Origin of the sequence: Pantoea cypripedii (genome assembly GCF_011395035.1) — a bacterium.
Lineage (GTDB): Bacteria > Pseudomonadota > Gammaproteobacteria > Enterobacterales > Enterobacteriaceae > Pantoea > Pantoea cypripedii_A.
Genome location: NZ_CP024769.1, coordinates 42,869 through 60,414, shown reverse-complemented (window position 1 = coordinate 60,414; position 17,546 = coordinate 42,869). Strand labels below are relative to the sequence as shown.

Here is a 17,546-nt window from a genome sequence, read left to right as displayed (position 1 = left end):
AACAACCTCACCTGCATAACTAAAAGCATCGTGAGGCGTTATGAGTAGCATCCCTTTAGAAAACACCTTGCCGGTTTCAGAACCGGTTCGTTCGGTCAGCGATGTCGCGCGACTGATCAACACCCGCAGTGATAAAAACAACTATGCCCGCATGATTGTGTTTCTCGCTCTTGGCGGCGTCTTTCTCGACGCCTATGACCTCACTACGTTGTCATATGGTATTGATGACGTGGTGCGCGAATTCCAGATCTCACCGTTTATTACCGGACTGGTCACTTCATCGATCATGGTCGGGACAATCGTCGGCAACCTGATTGGCGGCTGGCTGACCGATAAATATGGCCGCTACTCGGTCTTTATGGCCGACATGTTGTTTTTTGTGGTGTCGGCGATTGCCGCCGGGCTGGCTCCCAATGTCTGGGTGCTGATTGGCGCGCGCTTCCTGATGGGCATTGGCGTGGGGATTGATTTGCCCGTGGCGATGTCTTATCTGGCGGAGTTTTCCAAATTCGCCGGTAAGGGTAACAAAGCGGCCCGGCTCGCGGCCTGGTGCCCGATGTGGTATGCCGCCTCAACGCTGTGCTTCCTGCTGATCTTCGGCCTCTATTTTCTGTTACCGAAAGAACATCTGGATTGGCTATGGCGCGCCTCGCTGTTATTTGGCGCGGTGCCAGCCCTGCTTATCATCGCGGTGCGCAGCAAATTTATGAACGAATCCCCGCTGTGGGCTGCCAATCAGGGCGACCTGAAATCGGCGGTGCGAATTTTGCGTGATTCCTATGGCATCCATGCCCATGAAGCAGAGCCAGAAGCGCCTCCGGCATCTGCCGCGCCCAAGGTGAGCTTCCGCGTGCTGTTTCAGAAACCGTGGCGTGAACGCACCATCGTGGCAGGGGTGATGAACATTTGTATCTCGTTTGAATACACCGCCATTGCTTTCTTCCTGCCGTCGATTCTGGCGCAGTTTCTCGGCGCGGGCGTATTTGAAACCATTTCGGCTTCGCTGGGCCTGAATGCGCTGTTCGCCTTCACCGGTGGTCTGCTGGGCATGCGCCTGGCATGGAAATATCCGTCACGCCATGTGGCCATCGCCGGATTTGCTTTGCAATTTCTCGCCTTGATTGCGCTGGCGTTGATTGGCCATCCCGAGGCGATCGCAGGCATCGTGTTTGCGGTGTTGATGCTGGGCCTGTGGCTGTTTGCTGAAGGTTTCGGTCCGGGCGCTCAATTGATGGTCTATCCGGCATTGTCTTATCCCACTTCGATTCGCGCCACCGGTGTCGGCTTTAGCCGTGCGCTGTCGGGCATTGGTAGCGCCTTAGCGCTGTTTATTCTGCCCATTCTGCAATCGGCTCTCGGTACCAACATGTTCTGGGTGGTGTCGCTGAGCGCGATTATCCCGATCTTCTTTCTGTTGGCGGTGCGCCATGAGCCAACCCGTCACGACATCGACGACCTTTCCCCTCAGGAGTAAATCATGACCTTACTTGCAACAGGCACTGATTATGCGCAGCTTGCCGCCCATTTCCGCCCGGTTTTTGCCCGTATCGCCACCGGGGCTGCCGATCGTGAACGTCAACGAACGCTGCCAGATGAACCGCTGCAATGGCTGAAAGAAGCGGGCTTCGGCACGGTGCGTATCCCACGTGAAAAAGGCGGTTGGGGCGCATCACTGCCGCAGCTATTCCAGTTGCTCACCGAACTTGCCGAAGCGGATTCTAATCTGCCGCAGGCGCTGCGGGCGCATTTTGCCTTTGTCGAAGATCGCCTGAACCAACCGGATAGCCCGGAACGGGATAGCTGGTTTCGTCGTTTTATCGACGGGGAGCTGGTGGGCAGCGGGTGGACGGAAATTGGTGCGGTCAAACTGGGGGACGTGATTACCCGCGTCTCGCCGGATGAAAAAGGCTGGACGCTCACCGGTGAGAAGTTTTACAGCACCGGGACCCTGTTTGCCGACTGGATTGATGTCTATGCACGCCGCAATGATAACCAGGGGGATGTCATCGCCCTGGTCAGTACCCATCAGCCAGGCGTGATCCGTGAAGATGACTGGGATGGTTTCGGGCAGCGTTTAACCGGCAGCGGCACCACCCGCTTCGATAACGCCCATGTTGAGCAGCAACATGTGTACGACTTTGCCGAGCGATTCCGCTATCAAACTGCATTCTATCAACATGTGTTGCTGGCGACGCTGGCCGGGATCGCCCGTGCGGCCGCACGGGATGCGGCACAGGGAGTAGCGGCTCGCCAGCGGATTTACAGCCACAGCAACGGCAGCGCGTCACGTCAGGATGTGCAGGTGTTACAGGTGGTAGGTGAAGTCACCAGCCTGGCCTTTGCCGTGGAGGCGACGGTGATCCGCGCAGCACATTCATTGCAATCAGCATATGAAGCGCATATCAGTGCTGATGAGGACTACATCAACACTGTCAATGCTGAGGCGGAAGCCGAAGCAGGACAGGCACAGGTGATTGCCAGTGAACTGGTGCCCCGCGCCGCGACAGAATTGTTCAATGCCCTGGGGGCATCGGATACCCGCCTGAGCAAAGCGCTGGACCGTCACTGGCGTAACGCCCGTACCGTGGCTTCACACAATCCAGTGATCTACAAAGCACGCGATATTGGCGACTGGAAAGTCAATGGCACACCGCCGACAGCGATCTGGCAAATCGGCAGGGGAGAGGGGTAGTCAGGAGGCTGTAGCGGCGCGATTTATCGCGCAATCCTGCGCGCGATGTAGAAAACACCCGCGCAATAAATTGCGCCGCTACAGCCGGGTGCGACATGGTGTTACGGTGCCAATCTCCGCACACTACCGTAGCGGCGCGATTTATCGCGCGTTTTTCCGGCACGATGCACGGTTCGAGCTAAAAGTTAGCTTAGTGTTTATCCAGTGACCAGGTTGCGCTGCGCACGTCCACCTTCACCGGCAACAGGCCGACACGGGTAAAACTATCCGCCAGGGCCTGCTGTTCAGCAAACACCTGCGGTGTCATGCGCTGTGCGCCATAAGGCAAGCGCGTAAGCGTGGTGTGCCAGATAGCTTGATCCAGCCCGGTTGATTTTGCCAGAATCGCGGCGGCGTCATCCTGGTGCTGGTTAGCCCAGTCGCTCAGTTTACTCAGCTCATCCACCACCTGTTGCGCCGCTTGTGGATAGGTTTCAGCGAAATGACGGCTGGCCAGATAGAAGGTGTAATGCGGCACCAAACCTTCGGCATTGCGTACCTGACGCGCGCCGGTATGTGCTTCCACTTCGGCCAGGAACGGATCCCAAATCACCCAGGCGTCAATCGCACCTTTCTGGAACGCAGCGCGGGCATCGGCGGGGGGCAGATAAACCGGTTTGATATCTTTGTAGCTCAATCCAGCTTCTTCCAGCGCTTTCACCAGCAGGTAATTGACGTCAGAACCTTTATTCAGGCCAACACGTTTACCTTTGAGATCGGCGACGCTTTTAATGGCTGAATCTTTTGGCACCACAATCGCTTCGGTTTTTGGGTTAGCTGGCGAATGCGCGAGGTAGACCAGATCAGCTTTTGCCGCCTGCGCGAAGGCCGGTGGGGCATCCCCGGTAGCGGCCAGATCGATACTGCCCACATTCAGTCCTTCCAGCATTTGCGGGCCGGCAGGGAATTCGACCCAGCGAACATTAATGCCTTCCTTTTTAAAGGTGTCATCCAGCGTGCCACGGTATTTCAACAGCGCGAAAATGTTGGCTTTCTGATAGCCGATAGTGACGGTTTCCGGATTCGCCGCGAAGCTGTGTGCGGAAAGCAGCCCAAGGCTTAACGCCAGCGTGCTTAATACATGCGTTTTACGTTTCATCGTTGTTCTCTCGTGGTTTTTTCACCACCATAGCAAAACGCATATATAACCAATAAATAACGATTTTCGATCGCTTATAACCTAAATATTGCTTTTGTTGGTGTTCACTGTAATCAGTAAACGGGCAAAATGTCGCGAAAAATTTCCATAGATGCCCATATAATTAGCACGGTAATAATTTGTATAACAAATCAAAATGCCAACCACAGACGCTTCTGCCAGGATAGACGCCATCCCTGCCTGCTCAAGGTCTTTTAAGCTTTATGAAGTGGTTTTCTCAAAGCGCAGTGCTGTTTTCTGCCAAAACCTGTCTTGCTGCCTTTCTGGCTTTTTACATTGCTCTGGAACTCAATCTCGATAAACCGGCCTGGTCGCTGACTACAGTGTATGTTGCCTCTCAGCTCTACTCCGCTTCAACGGTATCGAAATCGATCTTCCGTTTCTTTGGTACGGTGTTGGGTGGCCTGTTTACGCTGCTGATCTACCCGGTCACGGTGCAGGATCCGATGCTGTTCAGCATGGCCATCTCGCTGTGGGTGGCGGTCTGCCTCTATCTGTCGTTGCACGACCGCACCCCGAAAAGCTATGTGTTTATGCTGGCGGGCTATAGTGCAGCCATTATGGGTTTCCCCGATGTGACATCACCCGCCTCGATTACTTACACCGTCATCTCGCGTATTGAAGAAATCACCGTGGCGATTGTGTGTAGTAGCCTGGTACATCGCCTGATTATGCCGGTGTCGATGCGTCATCTGCTGGAACAGAGCGTCAGCCAGTGGTATCAGAACGCGCGCAATCTTTGCCGTGAACTGGTGACGGCGATGCCCGCAGATAAGACGGTTGAACGGGAAGGTATCCTGATTCAGATGGCTAACTACCCGCTGAATGTCGAGACGTTGATTACCCACTGCGTCTACGAAGGGGATGCTGCGCGGCGGCTGGTGCGGCTGGTTAGCGTGCAGTATCAGCATCTGTCTTACCTTATCCCGACACTGACGGCAATTGAGTCGCGACTTAACCTGCTGGCACAACAGGGAATTCTTTTTCCCGAGTATGTCGCGCAGGCGTTTTCGCAATTCCTGCTGTGGCTAAATGGGGATGACGATCAGCCCGTGCATGCCAATCTGGTGGCGGCGCAGGATCAACTGAAGCAGGCATGGGAAGAGGGCAGGTTGAACAGCGAGGAGAGCATTTTATTGCTCGGATTGCTGGAACGGTTGCTGAACTTTGTCCGTATCGCGCATGCCTACCACAGCGTGAGTGAGCGTGTGAGTGAGTGGACACCAACGGTGAAACCCGGAAAAACCGTGGCACGTACCCATCGGCATATCGACAAAGGTTTGTTGCTGCTTTCGTCCTTTACCGCGTTTATCGCCACCTTTGCCACCTGTTTGTTCTGGATCGGCAGTGGCTGGGTGGATGGTTCTACCGCGCCGATGATGGCGGCGGTGTTGTGCTCATTCTTTGCCGGTATGGACAGCCCCATTGCACCGATGAAGTTGTTCCTGAAAGGGGTGATTATCGCGGTAGCCATCAGCCTGATGTATATCGTGTTTCTTATTCCGCAGGCCATCACCTTTGAAGCGCTGATCATCTGTCTGGCACCGGGCCTGCTGGCGCTGGGTTTAGTGATCGCCAATCCGTCCACGAACCTGATTGGTTTGATTGTGGCGACACAGATACCGGGTTTTATCGGGATGAGTCATCACTTCAAACCTGATTTGCTGCTTATAGTGAACGCGGTACTTTCCACCATGCTGGGGATTGTGTTTGGTGTGGTGATAACCGCATTGATCCGTAATAAACGGCCATCATGGACGGCGAAACGCGCGATGCGCAAAGGCATTCGTGAACTGCTGCAATTTATTACGACGATGCGGCTGAGCGGCGTCACCATGTCGATGCGCCAGCAATTTGTGGCGCGCACGCTGGATAAGGTGAATGTGATCCTGCCACGTAAACGCGTTGATCCGGTGCCGGACCTGGTGTCAGGTGGCAACCTGATCGCAGAAGCCTGGCTGGGAGCCAATTGCTATGACTTCTATGCCCGCCATCAGACGTTACTGGCGACGCATAACATTGATAGCGATGCGATGTTTCATGAGCTGAATGTATTCCTGAAACAACGGCTGAAGTCCCTGCAAACTCAGCCTCAGCCCGCATTGCTGTTGGAGTTGAACCGTTTGTTGCTGGGGCTTGAGACGGGTGCGTTACAGGATCGCGCCCTGTTCGTTCCGCTGTTCCATTTATTCAATATTCGGTTATCGTTGTTTCCGACGGCACGATGGCCGGACAAAATAAAGGACGCACAATGAAACTGATCGGCCTGATTGGTGGGATGAGCTGGGAGTCGACCGCGCTTTATTACCGCATCATCAATGAGCAGGTGAAGCAGCAGCTGGGTGGTTTGCACTCAGCGCGCAGCCTGATGTACAGCGTCGATTTTCAGGAAATTGAACAGTTGCAGGTGGCGGGGGAGTGGGAAAAGGCCGGGGAGATTTTGGCTGCGGCCGCCACCAGCCTGGAGGAGGGCGGGGCGGTTTTCATCGTGCTTTGTACCAATACCATGCATAAAGTCGCTCACCAGATAACCGCAGCAGTGCAGATTCCGCTACTGCATATTGCTGACGCCACGGCGCAACGTATCCGTCAGTCGGGGGTTAAACGCGTGGGGTTGCTGGCGACGGCCTTTACCATGGAACAGGATTTCTACAAAGGCCGCCTGCAACAGCAATACGGTATCGATGTGTTGGTGCCTGCGGTAGCGCAGCGCAAAGTGGTGCACGATATCATCTATCAGGAGTTGTGCCTCGGTGTGATTCGTGAGGAATCCCTTGCGCAGTATCGCGAGATCATCGCGCAACTGGTCGCCGACGGCGCTGAGGCGATCATTCTTGGCTGTACAGAAATCACCCTGCTGGTCAAACCGGAAGATGCGACTGTCCCGTTGTTCGACACCACGCTGATTCATGCTCAGGACGCGGTGAAGCTGGCGCTTTCAGCCTAAACGTTTCTCCCTGCGCTGCTTTTCTGCTGCCTCATTTCTCTGGCGTAAGGTCTGTAAAAACACCTGAAACGCCGGAGAAAGCAGGCGGCGGCTGGGATAATAAATATGATAACCGGCAAAGGGCGCACACCAGGTTTCCAGCACCCGAACCAGCGTACCTGCCTCGATCTGGGCCTCAACCATATCTTCCATCACCATGGCTAACCCCAACCCGGCTTCAGCGGCTTTCAGCGCTGCGACGATGTTGTTAACAATAAATTGCCCCTCCACGCGCACGTTAAGTTCGCGTTCTCCCTGATTAAATTCCCACACGTAGATTCCGCCCGAGCTGGGCAAACGGATATTGATACAGGAGTGATGGGTTAAATCATGTGGTGATGTGGGGACACCATACCTGGTGAAATAATCAGGTGTTGTCACCACCGCCAGACGTAACTCAGGGCCAATACGCGCAGCGATCATGTCCTGTTCCACCCGCTCACCGAGGCGAATACCGGCATCAAAGCGTTCACTGACGATATCGGTCAGCGCGGAGTCCAGCGACAATTCAATTTTAATATCGGGGTAAGTTTGCAGCACCTCGTTGATGGCGGGCCAGATTAAGGTGTCTGCCGCATGCTGACCGGCGGTGATACGCACCGTTCCGGCGGGTTTATCACGGAACTGACTGAGCGCCTGTAAGCGGTTATCGATATCACTAAACGCCGGACGCAGAGTATTTACCAGCTGTTCACCGGCCTCGGTTACCGCCACGTTGCGCGTATTCCGTATCAACAGACGTACGCCGAGGCGCTCTTCCAGTCGTCGCACGGTCTGGCTCAGCGACGGTTGCGAAGTGGCAAGCCTCGCAGCCGCGCGCGTGAAGCTTTTTTCTTCTGCCACCACCAAAAAAGCGGCCAGGTCGCCCAGCTCGTCTCGTAGCATTCATAAATCTCAAATATAAGTTCATTAACTATTAAGCATATTATCACCTGAATCACCCACGTATAGACTTTCGCTCATTGATTGAACCGCAGGGCGGCAATCACCTATGACGAACTATTGAGAGGTCAACATGACGAAAGACATCGTGGTAATTATCGGCGCGGGTGGCATTGGTCAGGCGATTGCGCGCCGTCAGGGATTTGGCAAGACACTGCTGCTGGCCGATTTTAATACGCAAACTCTGCAACAGGCTGCTGACCAACTTCTGGCAGCGGGTTACCGCGTCGAGTCACAACATGTTGATGTGACATCCCGTGACTCGGTACAACAGTTGGCTGCTTATGCGGCGTCACTCGGCAATGTGATGCAGGTGGTTAATACAGCGGGTCTGTCACCGAATATGGCCCCGGTAGACAAAGTACTTGCGGTTGATCTCTACGGTGCTGCGCTGGTGTTTGATGAGTTTGAAAAAGTTATCGCTCCCGGTGGTGCTGGCCTGATTATCTCCAGCATGGCAGGCCATATGATGCCGGCGTTGTCAGCGGAACAGGACCAGGCGTTAGCCTTTACGCCAGCAGATGAATTACTGGATTTACCTTTCCTGCAACAGGATGCCATCCCGAATACCCTGGTAGCTTATATGATGGCGAAGCGTGCCAATCATCTGCGTGTGCAGGCATCGGCAATCAGCTGGGGTGAGAAGGGGGCGCGGGTTAACTCAATAAGCCCAGGCGTGGTTGTGACTCCGCTGGCGCAGCATGAACTCAACTCCGAGATTGGCGACATCTATCGCGCTATGGTCGATGCCTCTCCGGTAAAACGTATGGCTCCTCCCGGGGAAATTGCTGTCGCAGCGTCTTTCCTGCTGGGTCCGGATGCCGGATTTGTTACCGGCAGCGATTTACTGATTGATGGCGGTGTGATTGCGGCAATGCGCGCAGGAAAATTGCAAACACCGGGTTAATCAGGCGGGCCTCTGGCCACCCGGAGTGGCCAGCGTCACGCGGCTTAAATATCCAGCTTATGTTTGGTTATTGCTTCAACGCGAGCGGGGTCGCGGTGCGAGAAGAAGGCGCTGGTGCCGCTATCCATGGCGGTGATCAACATCATCTCTTCCGCATTTAGCGCAAAATCACCGATAGAAAAGTTCTCCTGCATCCGTTGCTTACGCACCGATTTTGCCAGCGAGACCACGCCGCGTTGCCATAACCAGCGCAGAATCACTTGTCCAACCGATTTGCCATAACGCTGGCCGATTTCGGTGAGCAGGGGATTTTCGAACAGATTATTGCGGCCCTCAGCGAAAGGTGCCCATGCCTGCGGCTGAATCTGGCGGCTTTGCATCCACGCAACAGGATGCAGCTGCTGGTGAAAGGGGTTTACCTCAATCTGATTCACTGCCGGAACGATACGGTTATAGGCGATCAGGTCTGCCAGCCGGTCCGGGTGGAAATTGCTGACGCCGATGGCACGGATTTTTCCCTGCTCGGATAATTCTTCCATCGCGCGCCAGGCACCATGCACATCGCCATAAGGCTGGTGGATGAGATACAAATCCACGTAATCAAGCTGGAGGCGGTTAAGAGAACGTTCGAACTGGGCTTTAGCCCCTTCGTAGCTGGTGTCCTGCAACCAGAGTTTGGTGGTAATAAACAGGTCTTCGCGTTTGATCCCACTCTGGCGGATAGCGTTGCCGACCTGGGTTTCATTCAGATAGGCAGCTGCGGTATCGATGAGACGATAGCCGACCTCAATGGCATCCAGCACCGATTTTTCACACTCTGCCGGGTCGGTAATCTGGTAAACACCAAATCCCAGCATTGGCATACTGACGCCGTTATTTAACAGGATGCTTTGCATTTTATCCTTCCTGTGTCGATGGAGAACTAAAAAGCATAGCGCCTGGATAAAGAGGGAATGAGCTTTTTCGGTCGCTAGCCCCTATAAATGCCGTTCATTAATCAAAGACAGCAGATGCGCAATAAATTGCGCCGCTACGGTGCTGTAAGGTCGGCATTGATGCCGACCAGGCCAATAATCGCACGGTTTTGTAGCGGCGCGATTTATCGCGCAGGTTTTATGAATGCCATCTGTATCCGCAATAAATTATTCAGAATGCTGTTTCCAGTGAATCTGTGACGCAATAATCATCATCCACCAGCGGCAGATAGCGCCATTTATCGAATGCGGTGCAGGGATGCGAGATGCCGCAACCAATCCAGTCTCCCACTTTTAATTCATCGTCCTCCGGCAACAGCAGATACGCATGCTGATCGTTAACTTCGCTGATGCGCATCGCGCCAGCCGCACGAGGTGCGCTGCCATCGGCTTCACGTACCCACATCGGGTTCGGCAAATCCTGATCGAACGGCACATCGCGGCGGCCAAAATCCACAAACGCCAGTCCCGGCTCCGGGCGTGATAACACGCGACCCCAGATCTCCAGTGCGGCATTAAAGTGATGCGTGGCACCCGCTTGCGAGAAGGGATTGATACGCGCATATAACCCGTTATCGTGCGCCATATAAGCACCGGAACGAATCAGCGGGGTAACGGGTAATGGCAGTTGCGCTTCGGTGAAACAGGCGGTGACAACGTCAAACCAGGCACCACCACCGGCGCTGAGAATGATGTGCTCGCTCGCGAACAGCTGTTTTTCCGCCAGCCGTGCGGCAGTGGCGATCAGCATCTGACAGTAGTCATGTACGCGGGCGATACCGGCGCTATCGCGACCCGCTCCCAATGCGCCTTCATAGCCCGCGACCCCCACCAGTTGCAGGGCAGGGCTGGCAGCGATTGCCGTCGCAATTTCCAGTGCCTCGCCCAGGCTACGGCAGCCGGTGCGTCCGCCACTGACGGACATTTCCAGCAATACCGCAATCTGACCGCCACCGAGGTGCTGCTCCAGCAAACGTACTCCCTGTAGTGAATCTACGTAGCAGAGAAAACCGTGGTCGGGATGCTGTCTTTGCCACTCACCAATCCAACGGATACCCGCAGGATCGACCAGCTGATTGGCGAGGAAGACGTTGCGGATACCAAACTGACGCAGCGCGCGTACCTGCGCCGGGGTGGCGGCGCTCAGTCCCCAGGCACCGCCTTCGGTGATGGCGCGACGCAAAATGGCGGGCGACATTGACGTTTTGCCATGTGCCGCCAGCATCACGCCCTGTTCACGACAAAAATCCGCCAGCTGGCGCAGGTTATTCTCCAGCGCCGATTGCTTCATCAACAGCAGCGGTGAAAACACCTTGTCACTGGCAAGCACGGCCGTGCCGATTGGCAGCGGCGTATCACCCGCCCCGGCAACGGATTTAAATTTTGGAGCCTGTTGCTGCGCATCCAGCTTGCCATCCGCCACCAGCGGGAATTGAATCGACATAACGCCCCCGATCAATGTTCAAGTACGCGTGATAAAAACTGCTGCGTGCGAGGATTCTGTGGATGGACAAAAATCTGCTCTGGCGATCCCTGTTCGGCGATCACACCCTGGTCCATAAACACCACGCGGTCGGCGGTTTTGCGCGCAAAACCCATCTCATGGGTCACCACCACCATGGTCATCCCTTCGCGTGCCAGGCTACGCATCACCTCCATCACTTCGCCCACTAACTCCGGATCGAGAGCTGATGTGGCTTCATCAAAAAACATAATTTTAGGTTCAACCGCCAGCGCACGGGCAATGGCCACACGCTGCTGCTGGCCGCCTGACAGCTGCGCCGGATAATGATGCGCGCGCTCGGCCAGACCGACACGGGTCAATGCCGCCATGCCACGCTTATTGGCTTCGGCTTCGGAGAGTTTCTGTGCTTTGATCAGCGCCAGCGTCACGTTACCCAGCGCAGTTTTGTGTGGAAACAGATTGAACTGCTGGAACACCATGCCAACGTGACCACAGATTTCCCGGCTGCGTTTGCGATCGTGCAATGGCACCTGATTGACCCAGATCTCGCCACCGTCGGCAGTTTCCAGCCCACTCATAATGCGCAGCACGGTACTTTTCCCCGAACCCGATGCACCAATCAATACCAGCACTTCGCCGGGCGAGACATCAAGGCTGATCTCTTTCAGTACCTGAGTGGCACCAAAGGATTTAGTAATACGGCTCAGCGTAATGGCGGATTGGCTCATGATAACTGGCTCCTGGTTTGATGATGTTGAACCCAACGGGAAAGTGGAAAGCACACAACGAAGTACAGCACGGCCACCAGGCCATAAACCACCACCGGCTGGCCGATGCGGTCAACAATCGCCTGACCCTGATGCATCAGCTCCGACATGCCGATCATGCTGACGATCGAGGTATCCTTAATCAGGGAAAGGTACTGGCCCACCAGCGGCGGCAGCACGATGCCGCGCGTCTGCGGCAGGACCACGCTAAGAAAGGTCTGGCGTTTCGACAGGCCAAGGATCCACGAGACTTCCCATTGTCCTTTCGGCACAGCTTCGATCCCGGCACGAAACACTTCGGCGATATAGGCACCCTGGTAAATGCTCAGACCGAGAATCCCGGCGGCAAACAGGTTGATCTCATAGCCGAAATACGCCACGCCAAAGTAAATAAACATCAGGGTGATCAGCACCGGCGTACCGCGAAAAAGTTCGGTATACAGCACGGCAACCTGGCGCGCGACCGGTAACCGGCTGGTACGCAGCACCGCGGCGAGCAGACCCAGTAAGGTACTGCCAACAATCGCCGCTACTGACAGCAGCAGGGTGATACCCAGCCCTTTCAGCAACAGCGGTAACGAGCTGATGATCAGGTCATTCATAGCGCGTTCTCCCGTTTCAGTGGGTTAGTCAGCCATTTTCTTGCCCACCACCAGGCGGACTTTTTTACCTGGGTCACCAGCGGCGGATGGAACATCCGTCGTCCTGCCAGATTACCGAGCCAGGAGAACAGGTTGCTCAACAGCAAATACACCACCGTCACCACGCTGAAAGTCTGGATATAGAGCAGGGTACGGGCGTTGATCACCGTTGCCGTGCCGGTCAGTTCTGGCAAGGCAATTGCCGACAGCAACGAAGTCCCGAGTAGCAATTGAATCAGGTTATTGATAATCGCTGGCCATACCGCGCGCGCGGCCTGGGGCAACACCACGCTGAGAAATACCTGATGACGCGGAATACCCAGAATCCATGCGGCTTCCAACTGCCCTTTGGCCACCGACTGAATCCCGGCGCGAAAAGTCTCCGACAGATAGGCACCGACGTTAATACCCAGCGCCAGCACGCCAGCGGTGAAAGCACTCATGGTGATGCCGAGTGAAGGCAGACCAAAAAAAATGATAAAGATTTGCAGCAGTACCGGCGTGTTACGAATAAATTCGACATAACAGTGACTTACCCAGCGAACCGGTGCCAGCGGTGAGGCTTTCGCCAGTGCCGCCAGCAACCCCAGGGCCACCGCCAGAACAAAGGCGAGCAGGGTGACCTGGAGCGTCAACCAGGCGGCGGCCAGAAAGGTTTCGCCATAATTCCACAGGGTTAACCATTGATAACTCATGGGCTTACTCCTTCTGACGGCGCAGCATGCAGCGCTGCGCCGCATACGGTCAGAATTGCGGGTTCAGCGGGTAACGCGGTTTGCTGCCAAACCATTTCTGGTACAACGTGGCGTTTTCACCGGAAGCATTGATTTCAAACAGGAACTCGTTCAGGTAGTTAAGCCATACCTGGTCGCCCTGTTTCACGCCAAAGGCGTTGTATTCCAGCGGTACCAGTGCTTCGTTGGTGACGGTCAGGGTCGGATCGAGTTTGGCCTGATAAGCGAGGAAGTTGTTATCCTCGATCATCGCATCCGCCTGTCCCTGTTTCACCGCGAGGATTGCCGCCTGCGAGGAATCGTATTCCTGGATTTTCACGTCGATGCCCATGCTGCGCACTTCGTCACCGTTGGTTGAACCTTTGACGGTCGCGATGGTTTTACCGGCCATGTCATGAGCGGATTTGATGCCACTCTCTTTGCGTACCAGCATCGCTTCACTCGCCACCACATACGGGTTGGTGAAACCAATCTCTTTGGCGCGCTCCAGATTGCGAGTGAAGTTACAGAACACCACATCCACTTTATTGGTTTGCAGATTGGGAATGCGGTTGGCGCTGGTGGTGTTGACCATTTCCAGTTTGACACCCATCTCTTTCGCCAGCGCTTTGGCTAAATCGACGTCATAGCCATCAGCATTGCCGTCCTTATCGTAAAAGCCGAAAGGTGCGAAACTCAGGCAGTCACCGACGCGCAGCGTGCCGCGTTGTAGCACGGTTTGCAGCGCGGATTGGGGAGCCGCTCCAGCCTCTTTTTTCTCTTCGGTGGGGGTACAACCGGCGACGGCCAGCATAACCAGCGCACCTGCGACCATTCTGGCGCTCATCTTCAACGAAATTGCATTCATTTTTTATGCTCTCTTATTTAATGGAGACAACATGAAAAAACAGGAATTATTAATGCCTGCCCTGGTGTGGGCGAAAAAATAAAAAATCAGTTTATTGTGGCTGAGGTAATGTTATTTACGGTCGGCACGAAAACATTTCATATCGACTTCGACTTTGCAGTCGACAACTAAATCCTGCACGCTACAAATGCGCGCCGGAGGATTTCCGCTGAATATCTCACTGAATACTTTATTAAATGAACTGAAGTAGCGGGCATCAGTTAATACCGCCGTGACGTGCACCACATCCTCAACCCGGTAACCGGCTTCCCGCATGATGGACAGGCAGTTGTCGAACGCCAGCCGGGTCTGTTCGATGATGCCGCCTTCCACCACTTCACCCTCACGCATGGGAGTCTGGCCGGAGATATACAGCCAGCCATCCGCCTCCACAGCCCGTGCGAACGGCAGTTTCTGGCCGCCGGTGCCGGTACCCCCTTCAATGCCATAACGTTTTATCGTCATGCAACTCTGCTCCTTTTTGGTCAGAACAAACCTTATTTGGGTTGTCCGGTATATCGGACATGTATCTGCAATATCGGATAGGGCAAGATTTGCACAGGATTTTTGCTTTTGCAATATGTGGGAGGGGATTTAATTTTTTGTGATGTCGTCGCGATCGCAAAATAAAAAAGCGAAGCTAAAGTTTTCGTAATCGGAATGTGACCAGTCTCGTGATTTTAAAAAATACATCAAACATCATGCGCTAAAATGAGGCACCAAAATAGAACAGGGAAATATAAGGACAGAAAATAAAATTTTAATTAACAGGGATGGGTTAACGTCAACGCTGGGTGTATGATGCTTTTCTTTTTGGCACAGTTCAGCCACCGCATTATTGCCTCAGGAGAATTTGCTTATGCCGGATGAGAAGCCATCACGGGCGCGCGGCGTTGACCGGGTTATCGACATTTTTCGCCAGTTGCACATCGCCCGGCAGCCGATGGCAATGCGTGATTTGATCGATGCCACTGGCGCACCACGCTCCAGCGTTTATGAGTTAGTCAGCCTGTTAAGTGAAGCGGGTCTGGTGGAACTGGATGCCGATGGCGCGGTTTTCTTTGGGCGGGAAATGCACTACTACGGTGCAGACTACATGGCCCATAACGATCTGATCCGTCGTGCCCATCAGTTAATGGTAGAAATAGTCGCACGTCATGGCGAAACCGTGCAGCTCTGCATGCTGGAAGGGGATAAGTACACCGTGGTGCTGTCGGAAAGCAATGCGCATCCGTTCAAAATCACCTCGGATATCGGTGTACGGGTCCCCATCACCTGGACAGCCACAGGACGTTTGCTGTTAAGTAACTGGTCCGATCGCGCGATTCTCGATCTGATTCCGGAAGAAGATTATCAACTGGCGAATGGACAAATCCTCGATAAACAGGCGTTTCTGACGGACATCCACCGCGCCGGGCAGCTGGGTTATTGCCTGACGGAGGGGTTATCCGAGAGCTTTACCTGCTGCATGGCGGCCCCGATTCGCTCGCGTAGCGGGCAAGCGGTAGCAGCCATCTGCTTTATGGTAAGCCGCGATACGCCAGATGAGCGTCGCCAGATGCTGTTGCAAGAGTTGATCGTTTCCGGGCAACGATTGTCTGACTTCACCTGATCCCCTCCGAGTTTTCTCCAGACTCCGACACAACTGATTGAAGTAGCGTTTATTTTTGCTTCTTAAGGTTGTGTTAAGGTTATTGATAATAATAACTATTCTTTTTATCACGGAGTTTGCGATGAAAACACGCCTGTTACTGGCTATGGGGTTACTGGCTTCAACGGCGGCTTCGGCCACCACGTATCCAGTGAGCATTACCGACATGGATGGTCATACCCAGACCATCAACAAAGAACCGCAGCACATTATTTTGCAGGATGGTCGTGATGTCCTGACGCTGGCTTTGCTGGATCGTGATGACCCCTTCAAACGCGTGGTTGCCTGGAATAACCTGCCGAAAAAGCAGGACACCCAGACCTGGGACATGCTGAAAGGGCGCTGGCCGGAAGCGACGAAAATCGTCGATATGGGGTTCAACGATCAGGGGCAGGTCAACCTGGAAAGCGTACTGGCGCAAAAGCCAGATTTGATGATTGCGCAGCTGCGCGCCAAACCGGCGCTGAAGCAATCGGGTGTGTTGGATACGCTTAACAACCTGCATATTCCGGTGGTGTTTGTTGATTACGAACTGCACCCCGCTCAGAATACCGCGCCGTCTGTCACCCTGCTGGGTAAGGTGCTGAACCGCGAAGCGCAGGCCAAAGCCTATACTGATTTCTATCAGCAGCATATGCAAAAGCTGACGCAGACGATTGATAAGATTAAAAATAAACCCACGGTATTTATCGAGCCGATTGCGGGTAACAGCGACAACTGCTGCTTTACTCACGGTCATAATGGCTGGGGTGGTCTGGTTGAAGCCGTGGGCGGCAAAAATATCGGTTCCGCGTTGCTGCCAGGCAGCTCTGGTTTTGTCGCGCTGGAAAAAATCATCGCCATGAAGCCGGATGTCTACATCATGACCGGTTCAAAGCGTCCGAATACCAATGTGCTGCCGTTTGGTTACGGTGTGGATCCCAAAGATGTGGGTGTCACCTTCCAGAAACTGCTGAGCCGTACCGGTCTGGCGCAGATCGAACCGGTGAAACAGGGCCGGGTGTACGGGGTTTATCACCACTTCTATAACCATCCGTACAATATCATCGGCATGGAAATTCTGGCCAAAGATCTCTATCCGCAGCAATTTAGCGATCTCAATCCAACCGCCGATTTCCACACCATTATTAAAGATTTCACCAAACTTCCTGACGATGCGATTACGCTGAGTTATCCGGAAAAGAACTAACCGTTACGGCTCTGCGCGATTATTAACCTGGTCGGCATTAAGGTACGACCGGGCACATGGGTAACAGATCAGACCGGGCACATAGGTAACACATTTGTGCTCAGTCTATCCGGATAATACGTCTTTCAGACCGGTCGTAATACGCCAGGATCAGCCTGTCGAAGAGGATGACGTCCAGACCGTCATCCACTTCAACGAACCGCACATATTCTCCTCTCAGCGCTGCACTCACGAACAGCCTTCCTCCCAGACAGATATCTCCTTTTATTCCCACAAGGCGTAACGTCGACCCTTCCGGATAGCTCACCTCTGGCACTTTGCCATCCCACTGCCGTGCTGAAGGCGTCCAGCAGCTCCCCGGCGTTTTTCCGTTATGGGCCTCATGAGGTCTTTCGTTATTGAACTCCTCACGCCACCGTATGAACCATGCCTGCTGCTCCGCCAGCGTCGTGAAGATGTTGTCGTGGCTCATCGACGCCTTCAGTGAACGATGCATCCGTTCGTGCCGGGCGTT

17 protein-coding genes are annotated in these 17,546 nt (G+C 54.2%); 7 read left to right on the top strand and 10 right to left on the bottom strand.

Annotated elements, in window-relative coordinates; translation table 11 throughout:
* Window positions 1–40 precede the first annotated feature (40 nt).
* A complete protein-coding gene (locus CUN67_RS20665; RefSeq protein ID WP_208717338.1) occupies window positions 41–1,474 on the top strand; it encodes an MFS transporter in 1,434 nt (477 codons plus the stop codon).
* Window positions 1,475–1,477: 3 nt separating this feature from the next.
* Window positions 1,478–2,692: an acyl-CoA dehydrogenase family protein gene (locus CUN67_RS20660; protein ID WP_208717337.1), complete on the top strand. Its 1,215-nt coding sequence runs from the start codon at window positions 1,478–1,480 to the stop codon at window positions 2,690–2,692.
* A 190-nt stretch (window positions 2,693–2,882) separates the two neighbouring features.
* Here the strand turns inward: CUN67_RS20660 and CUN67_RS20655 are convergent, their stop codons facing one another.
* A complete protein-coding gene (locus CUN67_RS20655) occupies window positions 2,883–3,830 on the bottom strand; it encodes a sulfonate ABC transporter substrate-binding protein (RefSeq protein WP_208717336.1) in 948 nt (315 codons plus the stop codon).
* Between the two features lie 263 nt (window positions 3,831–4,093).
* Between CUN67_RS20655 and CUN67_RS20650 the strand changes: the two genes are divergently transcribed.
* Window positions 4,094–6,145, top strand: coding sequence for an FUSC family protein (locus CUN67_RS20650; protein ID WP_208717335.1), 2,052 nt, complete (start codon window positions 4,094–4,096; stop codon window positions 6,143–6,145).
* Window positions 6,142–6,837: an aspartate/glutamate racemase family protein gene (locus CUN67_RS20645; protein WP_208717334.1), complete on the top strand. Its 696-nt coding sequence runs from the start codon at window positions 6,142–6,144 to the stop codon at window positions 6,835–6,837. Before CUN67_RS20650 ends, CUN67_RS20645 begins: the two co-directional genes overlap by 4 nt.
* Here CUN67_RS20645 and CUN67_RS20640 read toward each other — a convergent pair.
* Window positions 6,829–7,761: a LysR family transcriptional regulator gene (locus tag CUN67_RS20640; protein ID WP_208717333.1), complete on the bottom strand. Its 933-nt coding sequence runs from the start codon at window positions 7,759–7,761 to the stop codon at window positions 6,829–6,831. The genes CUN67_RS20645 and CUN67_RS20640 overlap by 9 nt on opposite strands.
* Window positions 7,762–7,891: 130 nt before the next feature.
* Between CUN67_RS20640 and CUN67_RS20635 the strand changes: the two genes are divergently transcribed.
* On the top strand, window positions 7,892–8,725 hold the full coding sequence (locus CUN67_RS20635) for an SDR family oxidoreductase (RefSeq protein WP_208717332.1): 834 nt from the start codon (window positions 7,892–7,894) through the stop codon (window positions 8,723–8,725).
* Between the two features lie 44 nt (window positions 8,726–8,769).
* On the opposite strand, the gene CUN67_RS20630 is transcribed toward CUN67_RS20635, so the two are convergent.
* From CUN67_RS20630 to CUN67_RS20600, 7 genes are all read right to left on the bottom strand, one after another.
* Window positions 8,770–9,621, bottom strand: a complete 852-nt coding sequence (locus CUN67_RS20630; RefSeq protein ID WP_208717331.1) for an aldo/keto reductase — start codon at window positions 9,619–9,621, stop codon at window positions 8,770–8,772.
* A gap of 250 nt (window positions 9,622–9,871) precedes the next feature.
* Window positions 9,872–11,143 (bottom strand): alanine racemase, encoded by a 1,272-nt coding sequence (locus CUN67_RS20625; RefSeq protein WP_208717330.1) that lies wholly within the window; start codon window positions 11,141–11,143, stop codon window positions 9,872–9,874.
* 11 nt (window positions 11,144–11,154) lie between these two features.
* Window positions 11,155–11,892: an amino acid ABC transporter ATP-binding protein gene (locus CUN67_RS20620; RefSeq protein WP_208717329.1), complete on the bottom strand. Its 738-nt coding sequence runs from the start codon at window positions 11,890–11,892 to the stop codon at window positions 11,155–11,157.
* On the bottom strand, window positions 11,889–12,533 hold the full coding sequence (locus tag CUN67_RS20615) for an amino acid ABC transporter permease (protein ID WP_208717328.1): 645 nt from the start codon (window positions 12,531–12,533) through the stop codon (window positions 11,889–11,891). The genes CUN67_RS20620 and CUN67_RS20615 overlap by 4 nt, the downstream gene beginning before the upstream one ends.
* Window positions 12,530–13,267 carry an amino acid ABC transporter permease gene (locus tag CUN67_RS20610; protein WP_208717327.1) on the bottom strand — a complete coding sequence of 246 codons (738 nt, stop codon included), beginning with the start codon at window positions 13,265–13,267 and terminating at the stop codon, window positions 12,530–12,532. Before CUN67_RS20610 ends, CUN67_RS20615 begins: the two co-directional genes overlap by 4 nt.
* 49 nt (window positions 13,268–13,316) lie before the next feature.
* Window positions 13,317–14,153, bottom strand: coding sequence for an ABC transporter substrate-binding protein (locus CUN67_RS20605; RefSeq protein WP_208717326.1), 837 nt, complete (start codon window positions 14,151–14,153; stop codon window positions 13,317–13,319).
* Window positions 14,154–14,264: 111 nt separating this feature from the next.
* The gene (locus CUN67_RS20600) at window positions 14,265–14,657 is read right to left on the bottom strand and encodes a RidA family protein (protein ID WP_208717325.1); all 393 of its coding nucleotides are present in this window, start codon (window positions 14,655–14,657) and stop codon (window positions 14,265–14,267) included.
* 394 nt (window positions 14,658–15,051) lie between these two features.
* On the opposite strand from CUN67_RS20600, the gene CUN67_RS20595 reads away from it, so the two are divergent.
* Window positions 15,052–15,804 (top strand): IclR family transcriptional regulator, encoded by a 753-nt coding sequence (locus CUN67_RS20595; protein ID WP_208717324.1) that lies wholly within the window; start codon window positions 15,052–15,054, stop codon window positions 15,802–15,804.
* A gap of 121 nt (window positions 15,805–15,925) precedes the next feature.
* A complete protein-coding gene (locus tag CUN67_RS20590) occupies window positions 15,926–17,032 on the top strand; it encodes an ABC transporter substrate-binding protein (RefSeq protein ID WP_208717323.1) in 1,107 nt (368 codons plus the stop codon).
* A 100-nt stretch (window positions 17,033–17,132) separates the two neighbouring features.
* Here the strand turns inward: CUN67_RS20590 and CUN67_RS20585 are convergent.
* On the bottom strand, window positions 17,133–17,546 hold a 414-nt coding region (locus CUN67_RS20585), incomplete at its 5' end, for an integrase core domain-containing protein (protein WP_208717322.1).